Consider the following 16786-nt stretch of genomic DNA (forward strand, 5'->3'; position numbering starts at 1 on the left):
AAAGTACTACCAAGCAAGCGTTTTGTTTTTCGCCGCAAAATTCTGCTTGTACATCATCCAAATCGTGCCGTAGTTGCACATATCAATTTTTTCGCAGTAGTCATGGATTACAGCATTCATGATCTTACGGTCGGTGGCTTTCGTCGCTTCTTTGAAGGCGTCGAGATTCTGTTTCTCCATCATGCGCAGGGTGCTTTCCTGGCACATGTCGATTTTCTCGCAGTAGTCTTTTTTCACCGTTGCGGTGATGGATTCGATCACTTGCTTTTTCTGAGCTTCGGAACCGTCAAAATCCATTGGGTTGAGGATCGTTGCGGCTGAACACACGGCCGAGTTGAAGATGATGAGCACTAAAAGCCACTTTTTCATGGGGCATCCTTTCCGATGTAATCTGTGTAGGCAGATGTTGAGCAGGGATGAACTGAACACCCATGACTCCACAATCCGCTTTTGAGGTAGCAGAGTGCCAGTAACTTAAAGTCAGTGGAAGAGTTTGAGGCCAAAGTCGAGCGTTGATTGATCGCTGGATCAGGACCCACGCGTTCGCAAACACATTTGAATGACTGCTATTGGCTGTGGATTCAACCGATCGACACAACTGCAGGAATCGGCCATTGCCTTCACTCAACAGGCTCGCCCTCGCTTAAGTATTAGCCGAGTGATATACCGCTGTTCGGTCTAATGCATAGCAAAAAACAGGCAGACTCATGACGCGATTCTCAATTTATAGCGGGTTGGTTTTGGTGGGCTACTCCGCGCTCGAGTGCGGAGATCCCCCTATGGGCGTTGCTTTCGGCCAATTCGAACCTGCCGATGGGTACGCAGCCATCCAGAGCGAATGTTCCACGAACCACCACGATCAAACCGTTCTGGATCTTTCTGTTCAGACCGAAGCGGGTCTGGTTATTCCATGTTCGGGTCTGGCCATCCTGGATTACTCAAAAGAGTTTCCGTTGCCTTGCATCGAAGTGAACATTCTCGGTATCCCACATCCGCTCTATGGTGAGCTGTTTCCTCAGCAGGTCACTCTGTATGAGCGTCAATTCAGCTAGTCGGAATGTCCCGCCTGTGCCTGCTTTGGCTCTTTTTCAGCCCTTGTTGATAGGCAGAAATCGGCCAAGAGCAGACGTTCGAACCTAAGGTAATGCGATGAAGAGAAAAACAAGAATGACTGCACCTCTAACCAGTAACGCAGCAACCCAGCCAGGGTCTGGCTGGACGTTTGACCCTGATTGCATGATCCGAATAGTCAATTGTCATTCGATCATCGAAGTACTTCGCCACATCAAACACAGTGGGCCGGAATGGGCGCATCGTAATGTCCATATTTGCTTTCCCGGCCCATCAAATGCCTGGGCTCTGGTGTACCCGCTTCAGAATGCCAGTGCCCCGTACTTTGACTTCATGTATACCCACAAAGAGCCTCCTCAGGAAGCGCTGTCCGCACTGCTAAGGAAGTATCCACAGTGTTCCGTCATCGACTGGTCGCCCGGACGCTTGGCCTGCATCGAAGCTCAGGGGGTGGATGTTGAGACGCTCGCTGAAATTATCCGGGATCTAGCTGAAGCTGCTTGGGATGAGCACATCACGTTCGTCGATGCTTCGTACGAGGAAATGGGTAAAGCGTGACCCAAGAGCGGACAGTCGACCTTAGCTTCCCAAGCGCGTGCGCAAAGACCAGGTCTTGGGCAACAATCGACCAGACGGGAACGGAACGCAGGTCACCATAATCGAAGGAATGTTTGTTATGAGCCACCTTAACAACGACTTGAGGGCCGATTTCGTTGAGGCACTTGAGGAAATCTCGACGCTGATGTCCATTGCATACGACCAGCTCGGCCCTGTACCGGAAGACCATGCATTAGCTCAGGCAGGTCTAGAGAATGGTGGTGAAATAGTTCTGGATTATGTCGATCACAACGAGGCTGGAGTAGCGTTCGAACACCTGCTTTACATGATTGACGAACCACCGCTCGTTGTTTCTGAAAAATGCATAAAAATTTTAGCTCGGATCGCAAAGTCCTTGAAGATGCCATTCACGAGGTGACAAATATTTACCCACCTGAAGGTCAGCTTTGGGTCGGTTGCCGTCCTTCGCGACATGCAAAAAACGACCCAAAGCGGACGCTGGCAATGGTAGAGGTTGACTGTCCATCTAACTGCATAGCAGCATGCCGGCCAGCACTCTTTCGCTAATCCGCCGATGCAAGGATGCCTATGTCTGTAGATCTTTATGAGTTGTTGGAAAGCGTAAACGATGAGCAATCGTTCATCGGGTTTATCGAGGCGCTTGGTTCTGATTTTTCCAATGAGCGTGTGTTGAAGAAGACGACGCCATCATCCCCCTATGGACCCGGTGCCTTGGGGTGGGAAAATGGGTCTGTAGATACGTTTCTTGATGCAGCGGCTGCTTGGGCGAGCGCCAGTAGCAGGAGCTCTCTATCGAATGCTCCGGTATCAAACGTATGGCTGCGTTGCGCGACCATATTGTTGGCTGGCAAGTTTTATGAGTGAGCGCCAGCCCGCTCTACCTTCAGAGTGAATCGAAAAACTCATTCAGTCCGCTTTTGGTCGTTGGCAGTCGATCTCGATGGGCCGCAATCGACCAGAGGCATGCTGACCGCAAGTTATCTTAATCGAAGGAGCGTTTTTAGTGAGCGGCCATAACCACGACTTGAGAGCCGACTTCATAGAGGCGCTCAAGGAAATCACCGCGCTGATGTCCATTGCATACCAACAAACCGGCCCAGTACCGGATGACCATGCGTTAGCTCAGGCAGGTTTAGAGAATGGTGGTGAAATCGTTCTCGATTATGTCGATCACAACGAGGCTGGAATAGCGTTCGAACACCTGCTTTACATGATTAATGAGCCACCGCTTATTGTTTCTGAAGAATGCACAAAGATATTGGCCCGAATCGCGAAGACCCTGGAGATGCCGTTTACAGGGGACGAAAGCAGCCGCCTATGAAGGGCCGCTATTGGCCGAAAGCAGTCGTAGTTCGAGCGTCAACTGTGGCCGATTGTCGCCTGGCACAATCCTCTGAAACCAGCGCCCAATCAAAAGGCTGAACTACAGCACATGATCAACTAACAAAAAACCCGCATTAACGCGGGTTATTTTTTGGGATTGAAATTCGGTCACTGGCCTTTGGGCGTATCAAACCCACGCTGCTCAATCACCCGAAACACATCGCTCACATCCTGAACCAGAATCCGGGCGATGTTGGTGACGGTGTTGATGTCGTGTTCGGCGTAGTCGGGGAGGCTGGTGCAGGCCATGAGGTTGAGGTATTTGAGGACGGCGTTGAGGCGTTCGCTGACGCAGTTGTGGAGCTCGCGCAGCGGGGCGTCGTAGTCGATGAGCAGGACGGGGTATTCGGTGGCGAGTTGGGACATGGGGGTGAAGCGGCGGGGCGGAGTATTTGTGGACATAAGGATGAGCTCTTCAATGGACTATGAAGCGCCACCTTTCTGCTGCGAAACAAATGGGTGGCAGCTATGTGCGGGTTCGCAGACCGGGAGAAGAACCAAAAGAACCGGCAGACCCGAAGGTCTCCCACACACAGCCGCCATAAAACGTAACGGTGGCGAAGTTTGCCACAGTTGTCATTTAGCGGTGTGTCGTCTTCTTCAGGGCTGCGAAACCCTATCGCTAACTGCGGTCAGCGACGGGTCGAATATAGGCATCGTTTTGGCCGCCTGCAAACGGCCGTGTAGGACACAAAACCGGGTTTCCCGCTTGTGTCCCAGGCAGCATCCAACTGAGTAGCTGTCGTGAAATCAATACGTGTTTAATGTCACCTGAGCCGTCCGCGTCGGGATTACGGCGGCAGCGCAGGCGAACGCAGGCTTCGCTGGTTGTTACGGGATTTGGTGTTGTTTAAGCGCTTCGTAGGGAGTGGGGTGCGGTCTTCGGTTGAGGGGGGTTAGGTCCTTCGGTGTAGAGGGTTGTTTCCTACGCGAAATTCGGACGTCAAGGTCAAGAGATCGCAGCCTCGTTTCACTCGACAGCTCCTACAGTGGGCTTGTGGTGGGGGGGCAACAAAGCTCAGGTTGTCTGGGCTTTGTTGTTTGGAATCACGCGCAGTTTCCAGATCTTTAGCGCAAACGCTCCGATGTCATTGCCCGGCCTGCGGCGCTTGCGGGTTGTGTTCGGTGTGTTTCGGTCCCGCGACTGCCCACGCGATCACCCCAATCAGTGGCACAAACACGATCACCACGATCCATAACAGTTTGTTGCTCGACTTGCCCTGGGCTTTGCGCACCCGGTTGATCGCCCACAACTCGATCAGCAACAGAACGGCTGTCAGTACGATCCAGATTGTTTCGATTTGCATGGGTCACCCTCCAGATAGTCTTTCAGTTAGGCGGGTGGTGGTGGGCAGGGTTCATTAAATTTCGGGAGGCGAGACGTTGCTCGCGGTGGCTGGCTGTCAGCCAGATGGATATTGGCTGTCAGTGCGTCATCGCGAGCAGGCTCGTTCCCACAGGTTTACCGGCTAGCGCTTGTCGTCAGAGAGAGAACAACTGCCGGTCTCGTTCTTTCTGTGACCCCTCGACGTAGTAATCCTCAAACCACGCGGGCTGGCCGGTGATGGCGGTGGGTTTGCGCAGCGTCATGGGCGGCGGGTTTCCGGCAACGCCTCCAGCGGCGGGTTCGAAGGCTTTTTTCATGTCGGTGCGAAAGTGCAGGTGGTCGAACACCAGCAGCGCCTCGATGGCATAGGCCTGCGCAATTCGGCCATCCTCGATCAGGATCAGGTGGTCGCCGTTGTGTTCTTCGCCGGCAACGGACAGGTTCGAGGAGCCGGTGAAGACCTTGGCGCTGGGCAGGTTGAAGTCGGTGACCACGAATTTGTTGTGCACGGAGACGCCGCTGCCGCCGGCCCACTCGCTGCGGAAGGGTTCCGGTGCGTTCTTGGCCAGGTATGCGAAATCGACTTCAGCCGAGGTGCCATCGGGCTTGGTCACGTTCATGCCCGAGGGTTTGTCGCTAACGCCGTAGCTGAAAATCGGCCGTTTATAGAGGCGAGTAATCGAATCGAATGTGGGCCCCGAAACGATTTGGTTGAGGAAGGCGATATTGAACAGCACCGAACTGGTGGCCTGGTCGATTGCGCCTCCTAACGGGCTGAGTGAGAGGTTTGCGCTTTCGTGGGGTGAAAAGCAGAAGTGCAGGCGCGGGCCTTGGGTTTCGATGACGTGCCATTTCTTGGCCAGATCGCTGGCGGCGAATTGGTCCGGGTCTGCGAAAGAGGCGTCGAAGACTTGACCGAATAGCGCGGCCACCGCCGGTTCCGAGAACAGCAGCGCATTGTTGTTCTGCACGTAGCAGCCGCGAAAACTGAAGTTGGTCGAGCCGCACAGGACTTTGTAAGGCACGCCATTGCGCCGGGCGATGAGCACTTTGTGGTGTTGCAGCCCTTTGAAATGAGTGCGGTGGACGTTGGCCGCGCCAGCGGATGCGGCCAGGCGGATGGCGGCTCTTGTCTCGCAGCTGGTAGGTGCGTGGTGATCGCCAGCGTCGTCGATGATGATTCGCAGACGACTGCCGAGTTTCTCGAATGAACCGACAATGTCGGGCTCGTTGAGGTCATAGGCGAGCACATCGAGGGTGGTGTTGGTGTCCTGAATGACTTCGTTGAGCAAGCCGAAGATCATGTCGACGGCTTCAAAACCCAGCCACTCATAGATTGCCGGGTCGGTCTTCTTGTGGTCGAGACTGTCTTCGGTCTTCGATGGAATCAGGCTCTTTCCGTATTCATTGACGTTCATGCCTTTGGGCACTCGATCAACAAACGCCTGGGAAGAGGTGAAGCCGCGGGTAAAGCCTATATCGACGATGCCTTCGTAGCTGATGGGGTCCAGATCAATCGCCAGTTCAATGGACGTGCCGGCAACCAGTTGGCCGTCCGCGGGCATGTGCATCAGGGTGCCCCGGTAGACGAACGTGCCGTGTCCGGTTTCGTGGGGGAAGTGAATCCAGCGAAATTTCTGGAACGGTGCGGTGAGCGACGAAAACTTTCGCGCGCCGCTGACGGCTTCTGCGGTGGGTTTGTCGTACTCGAAGGCAATGCGATTGGGCAGGGGCGTGAAGTCCGCGGCGCCGGGGAATTTGCACTCAATGGCAAACCCGACGAAGGTGGCCGCGGGGGCTTCGACGTCGAAGCCGATCAGGCAGGTGCGCTCGCCGCGCCAAAGTTTCATGGTGAATCCGTCAGTCGTCCTTGCGATGAAATCAGTCATGGTAAGTACTCGAGTGTGTGACGCGAGGTTATCTGGCCTGATTCAGCGTAGAGCACGACGGTGATGGCTTCGTGACATTTGTATGGCAGGGAGGGCAGAGCACGGCGTGGTCTGCCCTCGGCGTCCAGGGTTTTACAGGCTGTTGGCGAGTTTTCCGGTCGAGAGACGACGCTTATACGCGCTGTCACGGTTCGCCAGCCAGTAGTAGAGCGGCGAGGTGATCAGCAGGCCGACCAGCCAGGACAAATCCGCGCCGTTGATGTGTTCCGAAATCGGCCCGACATACAGCGGCGTATTCATGAACGGAATCTGCACCACGATCCCGATCGCATACGCCAGCAACGCTTGCGGGTTGTACCGGCCATAGATGCCGCCGTCGACCTTGAAGATCGAACCAATGTCGTACTGACCTTTGTGAATCGCATAGAAGTCGATCAGGTTGATCGCGGTCCACGGCACCAGCACCACGAGCAGCACCAGCACCATGTCGACGAAGTGGCCGATGAAGTTGGCTGAGGCACCGACGGCGGCGAAGCAGCACGCGGCGAGGACGATGACCGAGAGCACGGCGCGGCTTTGGGCGGTGGGGATCCAGCGATAGGCGAAGGTTTGCACCAGGGTGATCAGCGACAGCACGGCACCGTAGAGGTTGAGGGCGTTGTGGCTGATGACGCTGAGCAGAAACAGCACCAGCATCAAGGGGCCGATGGAACCGGTGGCGAGTTTGACCGCGTCCATGGTGTCCATGCCCACGGGCGTAGCGAGCACGGCGACGGCGCCGAAGATGAACGAGAGGCTGGAGCCGAGCACGGTGCCCAGGTACGTGGTCCAGAACGTGGCGGCCACGGGCACGTTGGCTGGCAGGTAGCGCGAGTAGTCGGACACGTACGGTGCGAAGGCGATTTGCCAGAGCGCGGCGAGGGACACGGTGGCCAGCCAGCCGGAGATGTTGAAGCTGCCGCGAGTGAGGAAGTCGGCGGTCTGCACGTGGGTGAAGATGTAGCCGAAACCGAGCACGATGCCGGCCCCGAGCACCCAGGTGCCGATGCGGTTGAGCACGTGGATGAAGCGGTAGCCGATGATGCCGATGATGCCCGAACCGAGCGCACCGATGACGATGCCAACGGGCACCGGCACGCTGTCGACCACGCCATGCAAGGACTTGCCGGCGAGGACGATGTTGGAGGCGAAGAAACCGATGTACATGATGCCGGCGATCAGCACCACCAGCAGCGCGCCGAGGGGACCGAACTGGGCGCGGCTCTGGATCATTTGCGGGATGCCCATCTGCGGGCCTTGCGCCGAGTGCAGCGCCATCAGCACGCCGCCGACCAGGTGGCCGACGAGGATGGCAACGATGCCCCACACCAGGTTCAGGTGAAACATCTGCACGCCGAGGGCACCGGTGACGATGGGCAGCGGCGCGATGTTGCCGCCGAACCAGAGGGTGAACAGGTCGCGGGTTTTGCCGTGGCGATCTTCGGGCGGCACGTAGCCGATGGTGTGTTTTTCGATGAGCGGGGCGGAGGTTGTTGCAGGGGTAACCATGACGGACTCCAAGGCAATTTGAGTACGTGGACGTACTTCGGTGAGCGCCACGCGAGGGCGACGCTTTTCTTGTTGGAGTGGATGATGTGCGGTGGGGGCGGATAGATAAATTAGTAAGATTGTGGGTATAGACGTTAAAAAATGTATGCTGTTTGGACGCTGGAAATCTGGGGAGAACAGGGGCTCGAAACGGACGCGATACTGTGGGAGCGAGCTTGCTCGCGATGGCGGACTGTCGGTCAAATCAATATTGACTGTCAGGCCCTCATCGCGAGCAAGCTCGCTCCCACAGGGGATCTGTGGTGTGTGTGGAACTGTGGATCAACTGATCGATAGCAGCATCCGTTGCAGCATGGCGTCGCAGGCGTTGAGTTGTTCGAGGCTGACGAATTCGTCCGGTTTATGGCCTTGGTCCATGCTGCCGGGGCCGCAGACGACGGTGGGGATTCCAGCCGCGTCGAACAGGCCGCCCTCGGTGCCGAATGCCACGGTGCCGAACTCTCGGGAGCCGCAGAATGCCGCAATCAATTCAGCGGCCTCACTCCGCGCATCTGTCGCCAAGCCGGGGTAGGCCGCCAACTCGCTGAAGCGAATGTCGCTCTGCTCACTCACGGCGCGCATGCGTGGCAACACGTGCTGCTCGGCATAGGCTTGAAGCGACTGCGCGACTTCGCTCGGATCATGCGCGGGCAGGGCGCGGATTTCGAAGTCGAAGCGGCAATCGGCGGGGACGATGTTTAGTGCCTTACCGCCGGATATCACACCGGTTTGCACGGTGCTGAAGGGCGGATCGAACCGCGCATCGTGGTGCTCGGGCGCTTTTAGCCGGGTGCCGATTCGTCCCAGTTCACCGATCAGTTCGGCGGCGTATTCGATGGCGTTGACCCCAAGCGGCGCATAGGCGGAGTGGCAGGCTTGGCCGTGAATGTCGCAACGCATCGCCAGTTTGCCTTTATGCCCAAGCACCGGTTTCAGTTCGGTCGGTTCGCCAATGATGCAGAGCATCGGTTTGACCGGACGTTGTTGCAATTCTGCCAGCAGCGAGCGCACGCCGAGGCAGCCGATTTCTTCATCGTAGGACAGCGCAATGTGCACGGGCCGCCGCAGCGATGCGTTCACCAGGGAAGGGACGAGGGCCAGCACGCAGGCGATGTAGCCTTTCATGTCTGCCGTGCCGCGACCGTACAGTTTGCCGTCGCGCTTGGTGAGTTCGAATGGCGGCACGGTCCACGGCTGGCCATCGACCGGCACCACGTCGGTGTGTCCCGACAGGACGATGCCCGGCAACTGCGCCGGGCCAATCGTGGCGAACAGATTGGCCTTGCTGCGTTGCTCGTTGTAGATGAGCTCGCACGGCACGTCGAAACGGGCGAGGTAGTCGCGCACGAACTCGATGAGTTGCAGGTTGGATTCGCGGCTCGTGGTGTCGAACGCCACCAGGGTTTGCAGCAAATCGCGGCTGCTGCTCATCGGTCGTCTCCGGCGACGCCGTAGCCTGGGGATTTATCGGGCGCGAGGGCGCGGTCGATGTAGTCCTGAACCTGTGGGCGATAGGCATCCCAGAGTTTTTCCAACGCGCCGATGGGGTTTTCGTCCGCCCAATCGACCCGCAGGTTGATGATCGGCCAGGTCAGCTCGCCGACCACCACCAGCGCTGCCGAATGCACCGGCCCGGCTTCGCCGCCTGCAGCGATAGCGGCTTTCATGGCCGCGAGCAAGCGGTCGGCGAGTTGACCTTCACCGTGTTCGAATGCCTCGACCATGGCCTCGATCACCGAGCGGTCCGCGAGCATATTGCCGGCGGCGACGCATTGCTCGCCGGACACGGCGTTGTGGTTGCCCAGGGTCTGCGCGCCACTGAAATGCGCGGTCTGGCCGAGGTGGTCGATGGCGGTGATCTGACGGTATTGGCTGTAGCCGTTGCGCGTGAGCACCTTGTCCAGCGCTTCGGCGGGGGCTAGGCCTTGTTCCATCAGGGCGAGGACGTCCGGGCCTAACGACGGCAGGGTGATGTTTTGCGTGGAGACCGCACCGACACCCGGCAGCAGCCAGGGGCAACGGGCGCCGACGGCGATGCTGGAGGAACTGATCGCGATGCCGAACTGACCGGTTTCGGGGCAACGGGCGGCGATGGAGAAGGTCATGGTTTTGCTCCTTGGTTTGCCTTGGCAAATAAGTTGTCTGGGCTGGCCTCATCGCGAGCAGGCTCGCTCCCACACTTGGATCGGTGTCGTCCACAAAATCTGTGTTCGCTGAAGATCCCCTGTGGGAGCGAGCCTGCTCGCGATAGCCGCGACGCGGTCTACTCAGGAATCACCGCAATCACATCAATCTCCATCAACCACTGCGGCTGCCCGAGTGCCGACACCACCAGCCCGGTGGAAATCGGGAACACGCCTTTAAGCCACTTCCCGACTTCCTGATACACCGGTTCGCGATACCGCGGATCGATCAGGTAAGTTGTGGTTTTAACGATGTGGCTAAGGTCGCTGCCGGCCTCTTCCAGCAACTGCTTGACGTTGCGCATGGCTTGCTCTGCTTGCGCACGCGGGTCACCCAGGCCCACCAGTCTGCCCTCGAAATCGGTGCCGACCTGGCCACGAACATAAACGGTGTTGCCCGCCCGGACGGCCTGGCACAGATCGTTGTCCAGGCTCTGGTTCGGGTAGGTTTCCTTGGTGTTGAACATGCGAATACGGGTATGGGTTGGCGTGGACATTTTTAGCTCCTGACAGAAAAAGGCTTAAGCACTGACCGTGGTTTTGTGGGCGACCGGGACGGCTTCCGCCGCGCGTTGCGCCGCATCGTGGTAGTCGAGATAAGAGCGCTGGATGGCGATGTGATCCGCCACGTACTTGGCGTCGTGCCAAACGCCCCAGATGAACGAAGACCCGCGACGCGACTGCCACGGCAGCCCGAGGAAATACACTCCCGGCTCGCTCGACACGCCGCGCTGATGCTGTGGCTTGCCTTTGTCATCGAAGGCATTGACCTTGAGCCAGCTGTAGTCGGTGGCAAACCCGGTGGCCCAGATGATCGAGGTCACGCCGGCCTTGGCCAGGTCGAGCTCAAGAATCGGGTGGGTCACACACTCTGGATCGGGGAAGGTGTGGCGCGCTTCCGGTTCTTGCGGCAGGTCCAGGCCATTGCGTTCGATGTAGGCATCGGCGGCATTGAGCAGCGCCAGATAGTTCTCGTCGCCACGGGCCAGGTTCTCGGCCAGGTTGGGCTGGAAGGTCGCCACGGCGCCGTTGAACGATTGGGTCAGACCGACCAGGGTCATGCCGCGATGCGCCAGCCCTCGGAAGTCCACGGTGCGACCGCCATGGGCGCCGCTCACCGCGATGGTGACGTGTTCGCGACCCGGTTTCATCGCCGCCTGGTCCCATTCGCCCAGCACGCCCAGCCACCAGCAGAAATCCCGGTTGCGGTAAGCGCGAGGCGGGCGGTCGTGGGCGCCGACGGAGAGGTAAACCTTCTTGCCGGCCCGCTGCAATTCATCGGCGATCTGCACGCCGGACGAGCCCGCGCCGACCACCAGCACCGCGCCTTCGGGCAGTTGCGCCGGGTTGCGGTAGTCCGCTGAGTGGATCTGCAGGAAAGGCTGATCGTTCGGTGCAATCGGCGGGATGACCGGCCGCTGGAAAGGACCGGTGGCGGCCACCACGCGGCTGGCTTCAATCACACCTTCAGAGGTTTCAATGGTGAAACCCGGGCGACCGACATTGCGCTCGACTTTCAGCACGTCCACGCCAGTGCGGATCGGCGCTTTGAATTTTTTCGCGTAGGCTTCGAAGTAATCGGCGACGCGTTCTTTGGGCGCAAATTCGTCGGGGCTGAGGTCGTCGAAATCGAGGCCTGGAAAGCGGTCATGCCATGCCGGACCGTTCGCGACCAGCGAATCCCAGCGCCCGGTGCGCCAGCGCTCGGCAATACGGTTGCGCTCCAGCACCAGGTGCGGCACACCGAGTTTGCTCAAGTGTTCACTCATGGCCACGCCAGCCTGACCGGCGCCAACAATCAGCGTATCTGTTTTTATTGTTTCAGAGGTCATCTCAATACCCTTCGAAGTTGGAGTTCGGTCGCGAACGACCTGCCATTTCTTGGGCTCAAGACTAGGGATGACCCTAGTATCGGTAAAATATTATTAAGCTGGCATTTGAGTATAAATAACTGAGGCAGAGCGTCCGTTTACGCTCTGGCCAAGGCGAGTGGATACGCCGTGGAGGCGCTGTGGGGTAACATGGCGCTTTGTTCGTAAACGCAACGGAGTGATCGGACATTGATCGAACGACGCCAATTCAGCGGGGGCATGAAGGGAAAAAACCTGCGCTATCTGAATGAGCAACCCGGCGAAATCAGGCAAACGGTTCGGGCAGGCTTCCTGTTGCTCGAACATTTCTCGCTGCCCGCGTTTACCCAGGCGCTGGATACGCTGGTCACGGCGAATCTGCTGCGGCCCGACACGTTTTCTACGCGCACCTTCGGCCTCAACGAAGGGGAGGTCGTCAGCGACCTGGGCCTGGTCATTCGACCCGACGCGCGTATTGATTGTGCGGCGATCAAGGAACTGGATTTGCTGGTCGTGTGTGGCGGCTACCGGACCGAGCTGAAAGCCAGCGAGGGCTTCATCACCCTGTTGCGCACGGCGGCAGACCAGGGCGTCAGCCTGGCCGGGTTGTGGAACGGTGCATGGTTTCTGGGCAAGGCCGGTTTGCTTGACGGTTACCGTTGCGCGATTCACCCCGAGCATCGACCCGCGCTCGCCGATTTCTGCAAGGTCACGCAGGTCAGCAGCGAACCCTACATCATTGATCGAGACCGGTTGACAGCGTCCAGCCCATCCGGGGCCTTCCACATGGCGCTGGACTGGATCAAAAGCCTGCACGGCAAAGCGCTGGTCGAGGGGATCGAAGACATTCTGGCGTTTGAGGAATCGCGCTACCGGCGCATCAAACCGACGGAAAACATCTGCGTGAGCGCGCCCTTGCGCGAGGTGGTGAAGCTGATGGACGCCAACCTCGAAGAGCCTTTGGAGCTGGAACAACTGGCGGTCTATGCCGGGCGTTCACGGCGACAACTGGAACGCTTGTTCAAGGAGCAACTGGGCACGACGCCGCAGCGTTATTACATGGAATTGCGCATCACCGAGGCACGTCGACTGCTCCAGCACACCGAGCTTTCGCAGGTGGACGTGTTGGTCGCGTGTGGCTTTGTATCGCCGAGCCATTTCAGCAAGTGCTACAGCTCGTATTTCGGCTACCGGCCTTCCAAGGAAAAGCGACTCGTCAAATAAGAGTCGCTCGCCCGGTCGTCAATGCATCTTGCTGTGATCAGCCATGCCGAGTGCCCGCGCCTCGGCTTGCACCTCAATCGTTTCTTTCTCGCCCTTGGCGTTTTCCACGATCAGCGTCAGGGGCACTTTGCTGCCTTCCTGAACCTGGGCCGTCAGGTCAATCAGCATGATGTGGTAGCCGTGGGGATCAAAACTCACCGGTTTGCCGGCCGGCAGCGCGACGGACTCGACCTGACGCATGCTCATTACGTCGTCCTTCATGGTGGATTGGTGAATCTGTACGGTTTTTGCGACGGGCGACTGCACGCTGAGCAGTTTGCTGTCGCTGTCGGCTTGCAGGGTCATGAAGGCGCCGGTCGACGGCTGGCCGGCAACCGTTGCGCGGACCCAGGCGTCTTGCACCTGGGTTTGCGCGGCGACCTGCCACGCCAGGCCGATCAGGGAGAAGCCCAGGACCAGTTGTTTGATACGTCGCGAGACAGCGGTTTTTGCGCACATCGAATTCATTAGCAGACTTCCATGACGGTGAGCAGATCGTCTGCACACTCTTGGGCGGTAAGGGACGCGGACAGCCCCAGGCGCAAATTGCCCCGGGAGTCGAAGACGAAGCTGGTGGCGGTGTGGGACAGGGTGTAGCTCGAACCGCTGGGGATCTTCTCAAAGAACACGCCGAACTCCTTGGCGGTTTCAGCGGTTTCTTCGAGCGAGCCATGCAGCGCCTCGAAACTCGGATCGAACGATTTGACGTACGCGTCGAGCATTTGCGGCGTGTCGCGTTCGGGGTCCAGGGTGATGAAGATCACTTGCAGCTTTTCGCCGTCGCGCCCCATCAGCTTTTTCGCCTGCGCCGCGCGGGCCAGCGTCGTCGGGCAGACCGCCGGGCACTGGGTGAAACCGAAGAACACCATCGGCATCAGGCCGCGATAGCTGGTCAGCATCTTCGTTTCGCCCTGGGCGTCCTTGAGCTTGAAGGTACGCCCCATGATCTTGTCGCTGAGGTCCTTGCCGTACTTGAACGACAGCTTGCTGCCGCCATCGCAGCCGGCGAGCAGACCCAGGCTCAACAGGCTCATGCCCCGCAGGACCGTGCGACGGGTATACAACGTACTCATGGAAAAGCATTCCTGTGTTGCGACTTGAGAACGACTGCGTCTGATGAGTCAGACGAAAAAAGCGCGTGAATATTAACAAACTGTGCCCCTGCGTCGCTCATTGTTGGACGAGGGGCCGTTTTGGTACAGAGGCAGGCAGCGCGGAAAAATACGGATCAGTTGGCGTGGGCAATCCCATTGCTACGGCAAGCCATGCACGACGCGCAGCGGCTGGGCGCGGCGACCAGTGTGACGATCATCGCAATATCCTCGACATGGCGTTATGGCTGCTAAGCTTCGACCTTGCAGCGCCCGAGTCACTCAACGGTCGGGCGCCGCACGTAGCCATGGAGTACGACTTCAGTATCCATATCCACTCCATCGGGGTGGCCAGCGATTGTCGGTAACCTGCACGGAGGCAGGCAATGGTGATCAAACACGTTGGCAATTCGAGTGCCGAGGGCGTTCCCGAGCCGCTCGATCGTGAAGAGATGGAGCGCGTGCTGGCAGTGCTTCTGGCCAGCCCGGTGTTCGCCAAGTCCCGGCGAATGGGCAGTCTGCTGCGCTTTCTGGTCGAGCACGACCTTCAATGTTCGAACACACCGCTCACTGAGCACGCCATCGGCCTGGCGGTATTTCGCCGAGATCCGGCGGTTTACTGCACCGGAGACGATCCGGTAGTGCGGGTGCAGGTGGGCCGATTGCGGCGCAAACTCGCGACGCATTACACCACCACGGGTCAACTGGACCCGGTGCACCTGAGCATACCGCCCGGTTGTTATCGCCTGGCGTATCAGCGGCTCAGGCCCAAGGGCGGCGCGACTCGCCATCCGGTGCTGCAAATTCAGCCATTTACCTGCATCACCCGCGACGGCGATGACTTTACCCGTGGCCTGTGCGAGGAGTTGAGCTGCCGGTTATTCGAGACGTTCGAACAGTCGCAAAGCCGCACCAACCCTGTGTTGATGAAGGTGGCGCGCAGCAGTATCAAAGCCTCGGACGTCATGCGGGCCGGTCGCGGCAATTATTCGCTGGAAGGCAGCGTGCGGGTGGAGCCGAGCCGTGTCCGCACCTCGGTGCGCCTGATTGATGTGGCTCAGGGGCGGATCCGCTGGTCGGAGCAATTTGATCGCAATCGGCCTTATGGCATCGCCACTCAGGAAGATCTGGCGGAGTCTATCTGTCGGTCGTTGACCGGGTATTTCTCCCGGGGAGGCGGTGACGTTCCTTGAATGAAAGGGGCAACCGCGAGGTTGCCCCCGGTGCGGCGTTTACACCGTTTTCCATTTACCGTCTTCGTAGAGGCGGGTCGCATCGTTAACCACGGTCAGGTCGATTTCAATGGCCTTGGACCGTGAAGTGCTGAACATGGTGCTGGTCTTCACGTTCTGCTCGAACCACACGAGGATGGTCTCGACAGGGGTCAGAACGGTATTGCCGGTGACCACCTGGTTGGTGGCCACGTAGATCGGAGTGCTGACTTGCTTGCCGTCGATGCCAACGGACAATTGATTGATGCCGGGATGGATCGGACCGTATTCGTTGTCCAGGGTGATGGAAATGTCAGGTCCACCGGTTACCGCCTGGCCCAGCAAACCTTCCGCGCTCAGTGTCGATTGTTGCCCCAGGCCGATCGTGACGATGTTGGTCGAGACCTTCACCGTCACATCAGCCTGAAAAGTATTGGACCCGAACAGCTGGTACTGCGGTGTCCAGCTGAAGCCGTTGTTGCTCAGGTATTTGTCATAGGACTGCCAAACGACGTTGTAGGCTTCGTTGCCGACTTTCTTGGCGAAGCACAGCTTGTAGCCTGACTGCTTGAGCAGGGTCAGGTCATCGGGGGCGATCTCGATCGTGACTGACTTTTGAGTGGCCGCCAGGGTCGACGTCAGCACCTTGCTGTAGTCCGACGTTTTCAGGGCCGTTGGGGCCAGGCTCTGGAACGATTTGAGGGCCTCTTGCACATCATTGTGAAGTTGCAGAGCTTGCTTGCTTACAGCGCTCGACTTACTCATGGCTTTCCTCTTCCTTGGTTGTGTTAGGCAATCAATGCGCAGCGGGCAATGAATCAGCACCCTCTAAACACATTGACGGCTTCACTGTAGGCGGGAGGGGCAGGGCGGCGAAGTATCTTGGCGTTACAGGCGGGAGGGTCATGAACCGTGGGTAAACCTTGGAGGTAACAATCAGCGTAACGGGGTTGTATCAAGTGAGTCCGCGGCATGAAACAGCAGGGCGGCCGTTCGACCGCCCCACCGTGGCCTCAATGCGCCGGTGTGCTCACCTTCTCGTCGGCCCAGACGAAGTTCCAGCTGGTGCGCTTGCCTTTGGCAATCTCGATCAGCTTGTTCTCATACGTGGTGTGATTGACCGTGCCGGTGTAGGTCAGCTTGCGCGCGGCGTTGGTCCCGGAGACCTCGCCCGGTTTGCCGCCAGACTCGACCATGGCCTTTTTCAGGTCGGCTTCCGATGGGGCACTGCTCTGGTTTTTTTCAACGGTTACGAAACTCATGGTGTCACCTCTTCCGTGATGGGGGGATCGGCGCACAGCAGGGCCGATGAGACCTCTCGTCCCCGCCAGCACACCGAAGGCCATACTCTA

The 16786-nt window shown here is 58.4% G+C and carries 20 protein-coding genes; 7 read left to right on the forward strand and 13 right to left on the reverse strand.

All coding sequences use genetic code 11. The features are described from left to right. Positions 1 to 6: 6 nt before the first annotated feature. A complete protein-coding gene (locus tag HNR03_RS14730) occupies positions 7 to 369 on the reverse strand; it encodes a hypothetical protein (RefSeq protein WP_259154318.1) in 363 nt (120 codons plus the stop codon). Between the two features lie 410 nt (positions 370 to 779). Between HNR03_RS14730 and HNR03_RS14735 the strand changes: the two genes are divergently transcribed. The 5 genes from HNR03_RS14735 (at position 780) to HNR03_RS14755 (ending at position 2971) form a co-directional block, all read left to right on the forward strand. Then, a complete protein-coding gene (locus tag HNR03_RS14735; protein ID WP_259154319.1) occupies positions 780 to 1052 on the forward strand; it encodes a hypothetical protein in 273 nt (90 codons plus the stop codon). 115 nt (positions 1053 to 1167) lie between these two features. Next, positions 1168 to 1629, forward strand: coding sequence for a hypothetical protein (locus HNR03_RS14740; RefSeq protein WP_259154320.1), 462 nt, complete (start codon positions 1168 to 1170; stop codon positions 1627 to 1629). A 118-nt stretch (positions 1630 to 1747) separates the two neighbouring features. After that, positions 1748 to 2047 (forward strand): MafI family immunity protein, encoded by a 300-nt coding sequence (locus HNR03_RS14745; protein WP_016984859.1) that lies wholly within the window; start codon positions 1748 to 1750, stop codon positions 2045 to 2047. Positions 2048 to 2217: 170 nt separating this feature from the next. Beyond that, positions 2218 to 2514, forward strand: coding sequence for a hypothetical protein (locus HNR03_RS14750; RefSeq protein WP_258673501.1), 297 nt, complete (start codon positions 2218 to 2220; stop codon positions 2512 to 2514). Positions 2515 to 2653: 139 nt separating this feature from the next. Continuing rightward, positions 2654 to 2971: a hypothetical protein gene (locus tag HNR03_RS14755; protein WP_259154323.1), complete on the forward strand. Its 318-nt coding sequence runs from the start codon at positions 2654 to 2656 to the stop codon at positions 2969 to 2971. 170 nt (positions 2972 to 3141) lie between these two features. Here HNR03_RS14755 and HNR03_RS14760 read toward each other — a convergent pair whose 3' ends face one another. The 8 genes from HNR03_RS14760 to HNR03_RS14795 form a co-directional block, all read right to left on the reverse strand. Further along, positions 3142 to 3435 carry a fructose-bisphosphate aldolase gene (locus tag HNR03_RS14760; RefSeq protein ID WP_259154325.1) on the reverse strand — a complete coding sequence of 98 codons (294 nt, stop codon included), beginning with the start codon at positions 3433 to 3435 and terminating at the stop codon, positions 3142 to 3144. Between the two features lie 686 nt (positions 3436 to 4121). Next, on the reverse strand, positions 4122 to 4340 hold the full coding sequence (locus HNR03_RS14765) for a PLD nuclease N-terminal domain-containing protein (protein ID WP_259154328.1): 219 nt from the start codon (positions 4338 to 4340) through the stop codon (positions 4122 to 4124). A 175-nt stretch (positions 4341 to 4515) separates the two neighbouring features. Next, the gene (locus HNR03_RS14770; RefSeq protein WP_259154329.1) at positions 4516 to 6210 is read right to left on the reverse strand and encodes a phospholipase D-like domain-containing protein; all 1695 of its coding nucleotides are present in this window, start codon (positions 6208 to 6210) and stop codon (positions 4516 to 4518) included. 171 nt (positions 6211 to 6381) lie between these two features. Beyond that, positions 6382 to 7797, reverse strand: coding sequence for a cytosine permease (locus tag HNR03_RS14775; RefSeq protein ID WP_259154331.1), 1416 nt, complete (start codon positions 7795 to 7797; stop codon positions 6382 to 6384). A gap of 321 nt (positions 7798 to 8118) precedes the next feature. Then, complete coding sequence (gene argE / locus HNR03_RS14780; RefSeq protein WP_259154332.1) at positions 8119 to 9267, reverse strand: acetylornithine deacetylase; 1149 nt, start codon at positions 9265 to 9267, stop codon at positions 8119 to 8121. Next, positions 9264 to 9941: a DUF1028 domain-containing protein gene (locus HNR03_RS14785; RefSeq protein WP_259154334.1), complete on the reverse strand. Its 678-nt coding sequence runs from the start codon at positions 9939 to 9941 to the stop codon at positions 9264 to 9266. Before HNR03_RS14785 ends, argE begins: the two co-directional genes overlap by 4 nt. Before the next feature lie 158 nt (positions 9942 to 10099). Next, positions 10100 to 10516: a RidA family protein gene (locus HNR03_RS14790; protein ID WP_017338215.1), complete on the reverse strand. Its 417-nt coding sequence runs from the start codon at positions 10514 to 10516 to the stop codon at positions 10100 to 10102. Between the two features lie 24 nt (positions 10517 to 10540). Further along, entirely contained in the window at positions 10541 to 11851 is a 1311-nt protein-coding gene (locus HNR03_RS14795) for an NAD(P)/FAD-dependent oxidoreductase (protein ID WP_259154337.1), read from the reverse strand. A 258-nt stretch (positions 11852 to 12109) separates the two neighbouring features. Between HNR03_RS14795 and HNR03_RS14800 the strand changes: the two genes are divergently transcribed. Further along, positions 12110 to 13093 (forward strand): GlxA family transcriptional regulator, encoded by a 984-nt coding sequence (locus HNR03_RS14800; protein ID WP_259154720.1) that lies wholly within the window; start codon positions 12110 to 12112, stop codon positions 13091 to 13093. An 18-nt stretch (positions 13094 to 13111) separates the two neighbouring features. Here HNR03_RS14800 and HNR03_RS14805 read toward each other — a convergent pair whose 3' ends face one another. Both HNR03_RS14805 and HNR03_RS14810 read right to left on the reverse strand, forming a co-directional pair. Then, a complete protein-coding gene (locus tag HNR03_RS14805) occupies positions 13112 to 13600 on the reverse strand; it encodes a copper chaperone PCu(A)C (RefSeq protein ID WP_259154338.1) in 489 nt (162 codons plus the stop codon). Next, on the reverse strand, positions 13600 to 14205 hold the full coding sequence (locus tag HNR03_RS14810) for an SCO family protein (RefSeq protein ID WP_259154340.1): 606 nt from the start codon (positions 14203 to 14205) through the stop codon (positions 13600 to 13602). Before HNR03_RS14810 ends, HNR03_RS14805 begins: the two co-directional genes overlap by 1 nt. 404 nt (positions 14206 to 14609) lie before the next feature. On the opposite strand from HNR03_RS14810, the gene HNR03_RS14815 reads away from it, so the two are divergent. Continuing rightward, on the forward strand, positions 14610 to 15416 hold the full coding sequence (locus HNR03_RS14815) for a hypothetical protein (protein ID WP_259154342.1): 807 nt from the start codon (positions 14610 to 14612) through the stop codon (positions 15414 to 15416). Between the two features lie 39 nt (positions 15417 to 15455). Here HNR03_RS14815 and HNR03_RS14820 read toward each other — a convergent pair whose 3' ends face one another. Both HNR03_RS14820 and HNR03_RS14825 read right to left on the reverse strand, forming a co-directional pair. Further along, positions 15456 to 16199, reverse strand: coding sequence for a hypothetical protein (locus HNR03_RS14820; RefSeq protein WP_259154344.1), 744 nt, complete (start codon positions 16197 to 16199; stop codon positions 15456 to 15458). Positions 16200 to 16447: 248 nt separating this feature from the next. Further along, positions 16448 to 16696: a hypothetical protein gene (locus tag HNR03_RS14825; protein ID WP_259154345.1), complete on the reverse strand. Its 249-nt coding sequence runs from the start codon at positions 16694 to 16696 to the stop codon at positions 16448 to 16450. Between the last annotated feature and the right edge of the window lie 90 nt (positions 16697 to 16786).

The sequence above is a fragment of the Pseudomonas sp. JAI111 genome (assembly GCF_024809425.1).
Classification (GTDB): Bacteria; Pseudomonadota; Gammaproteobacteria; order Pseudomonadales; family Pseudomonadaceae; genus Aquipseudomonas.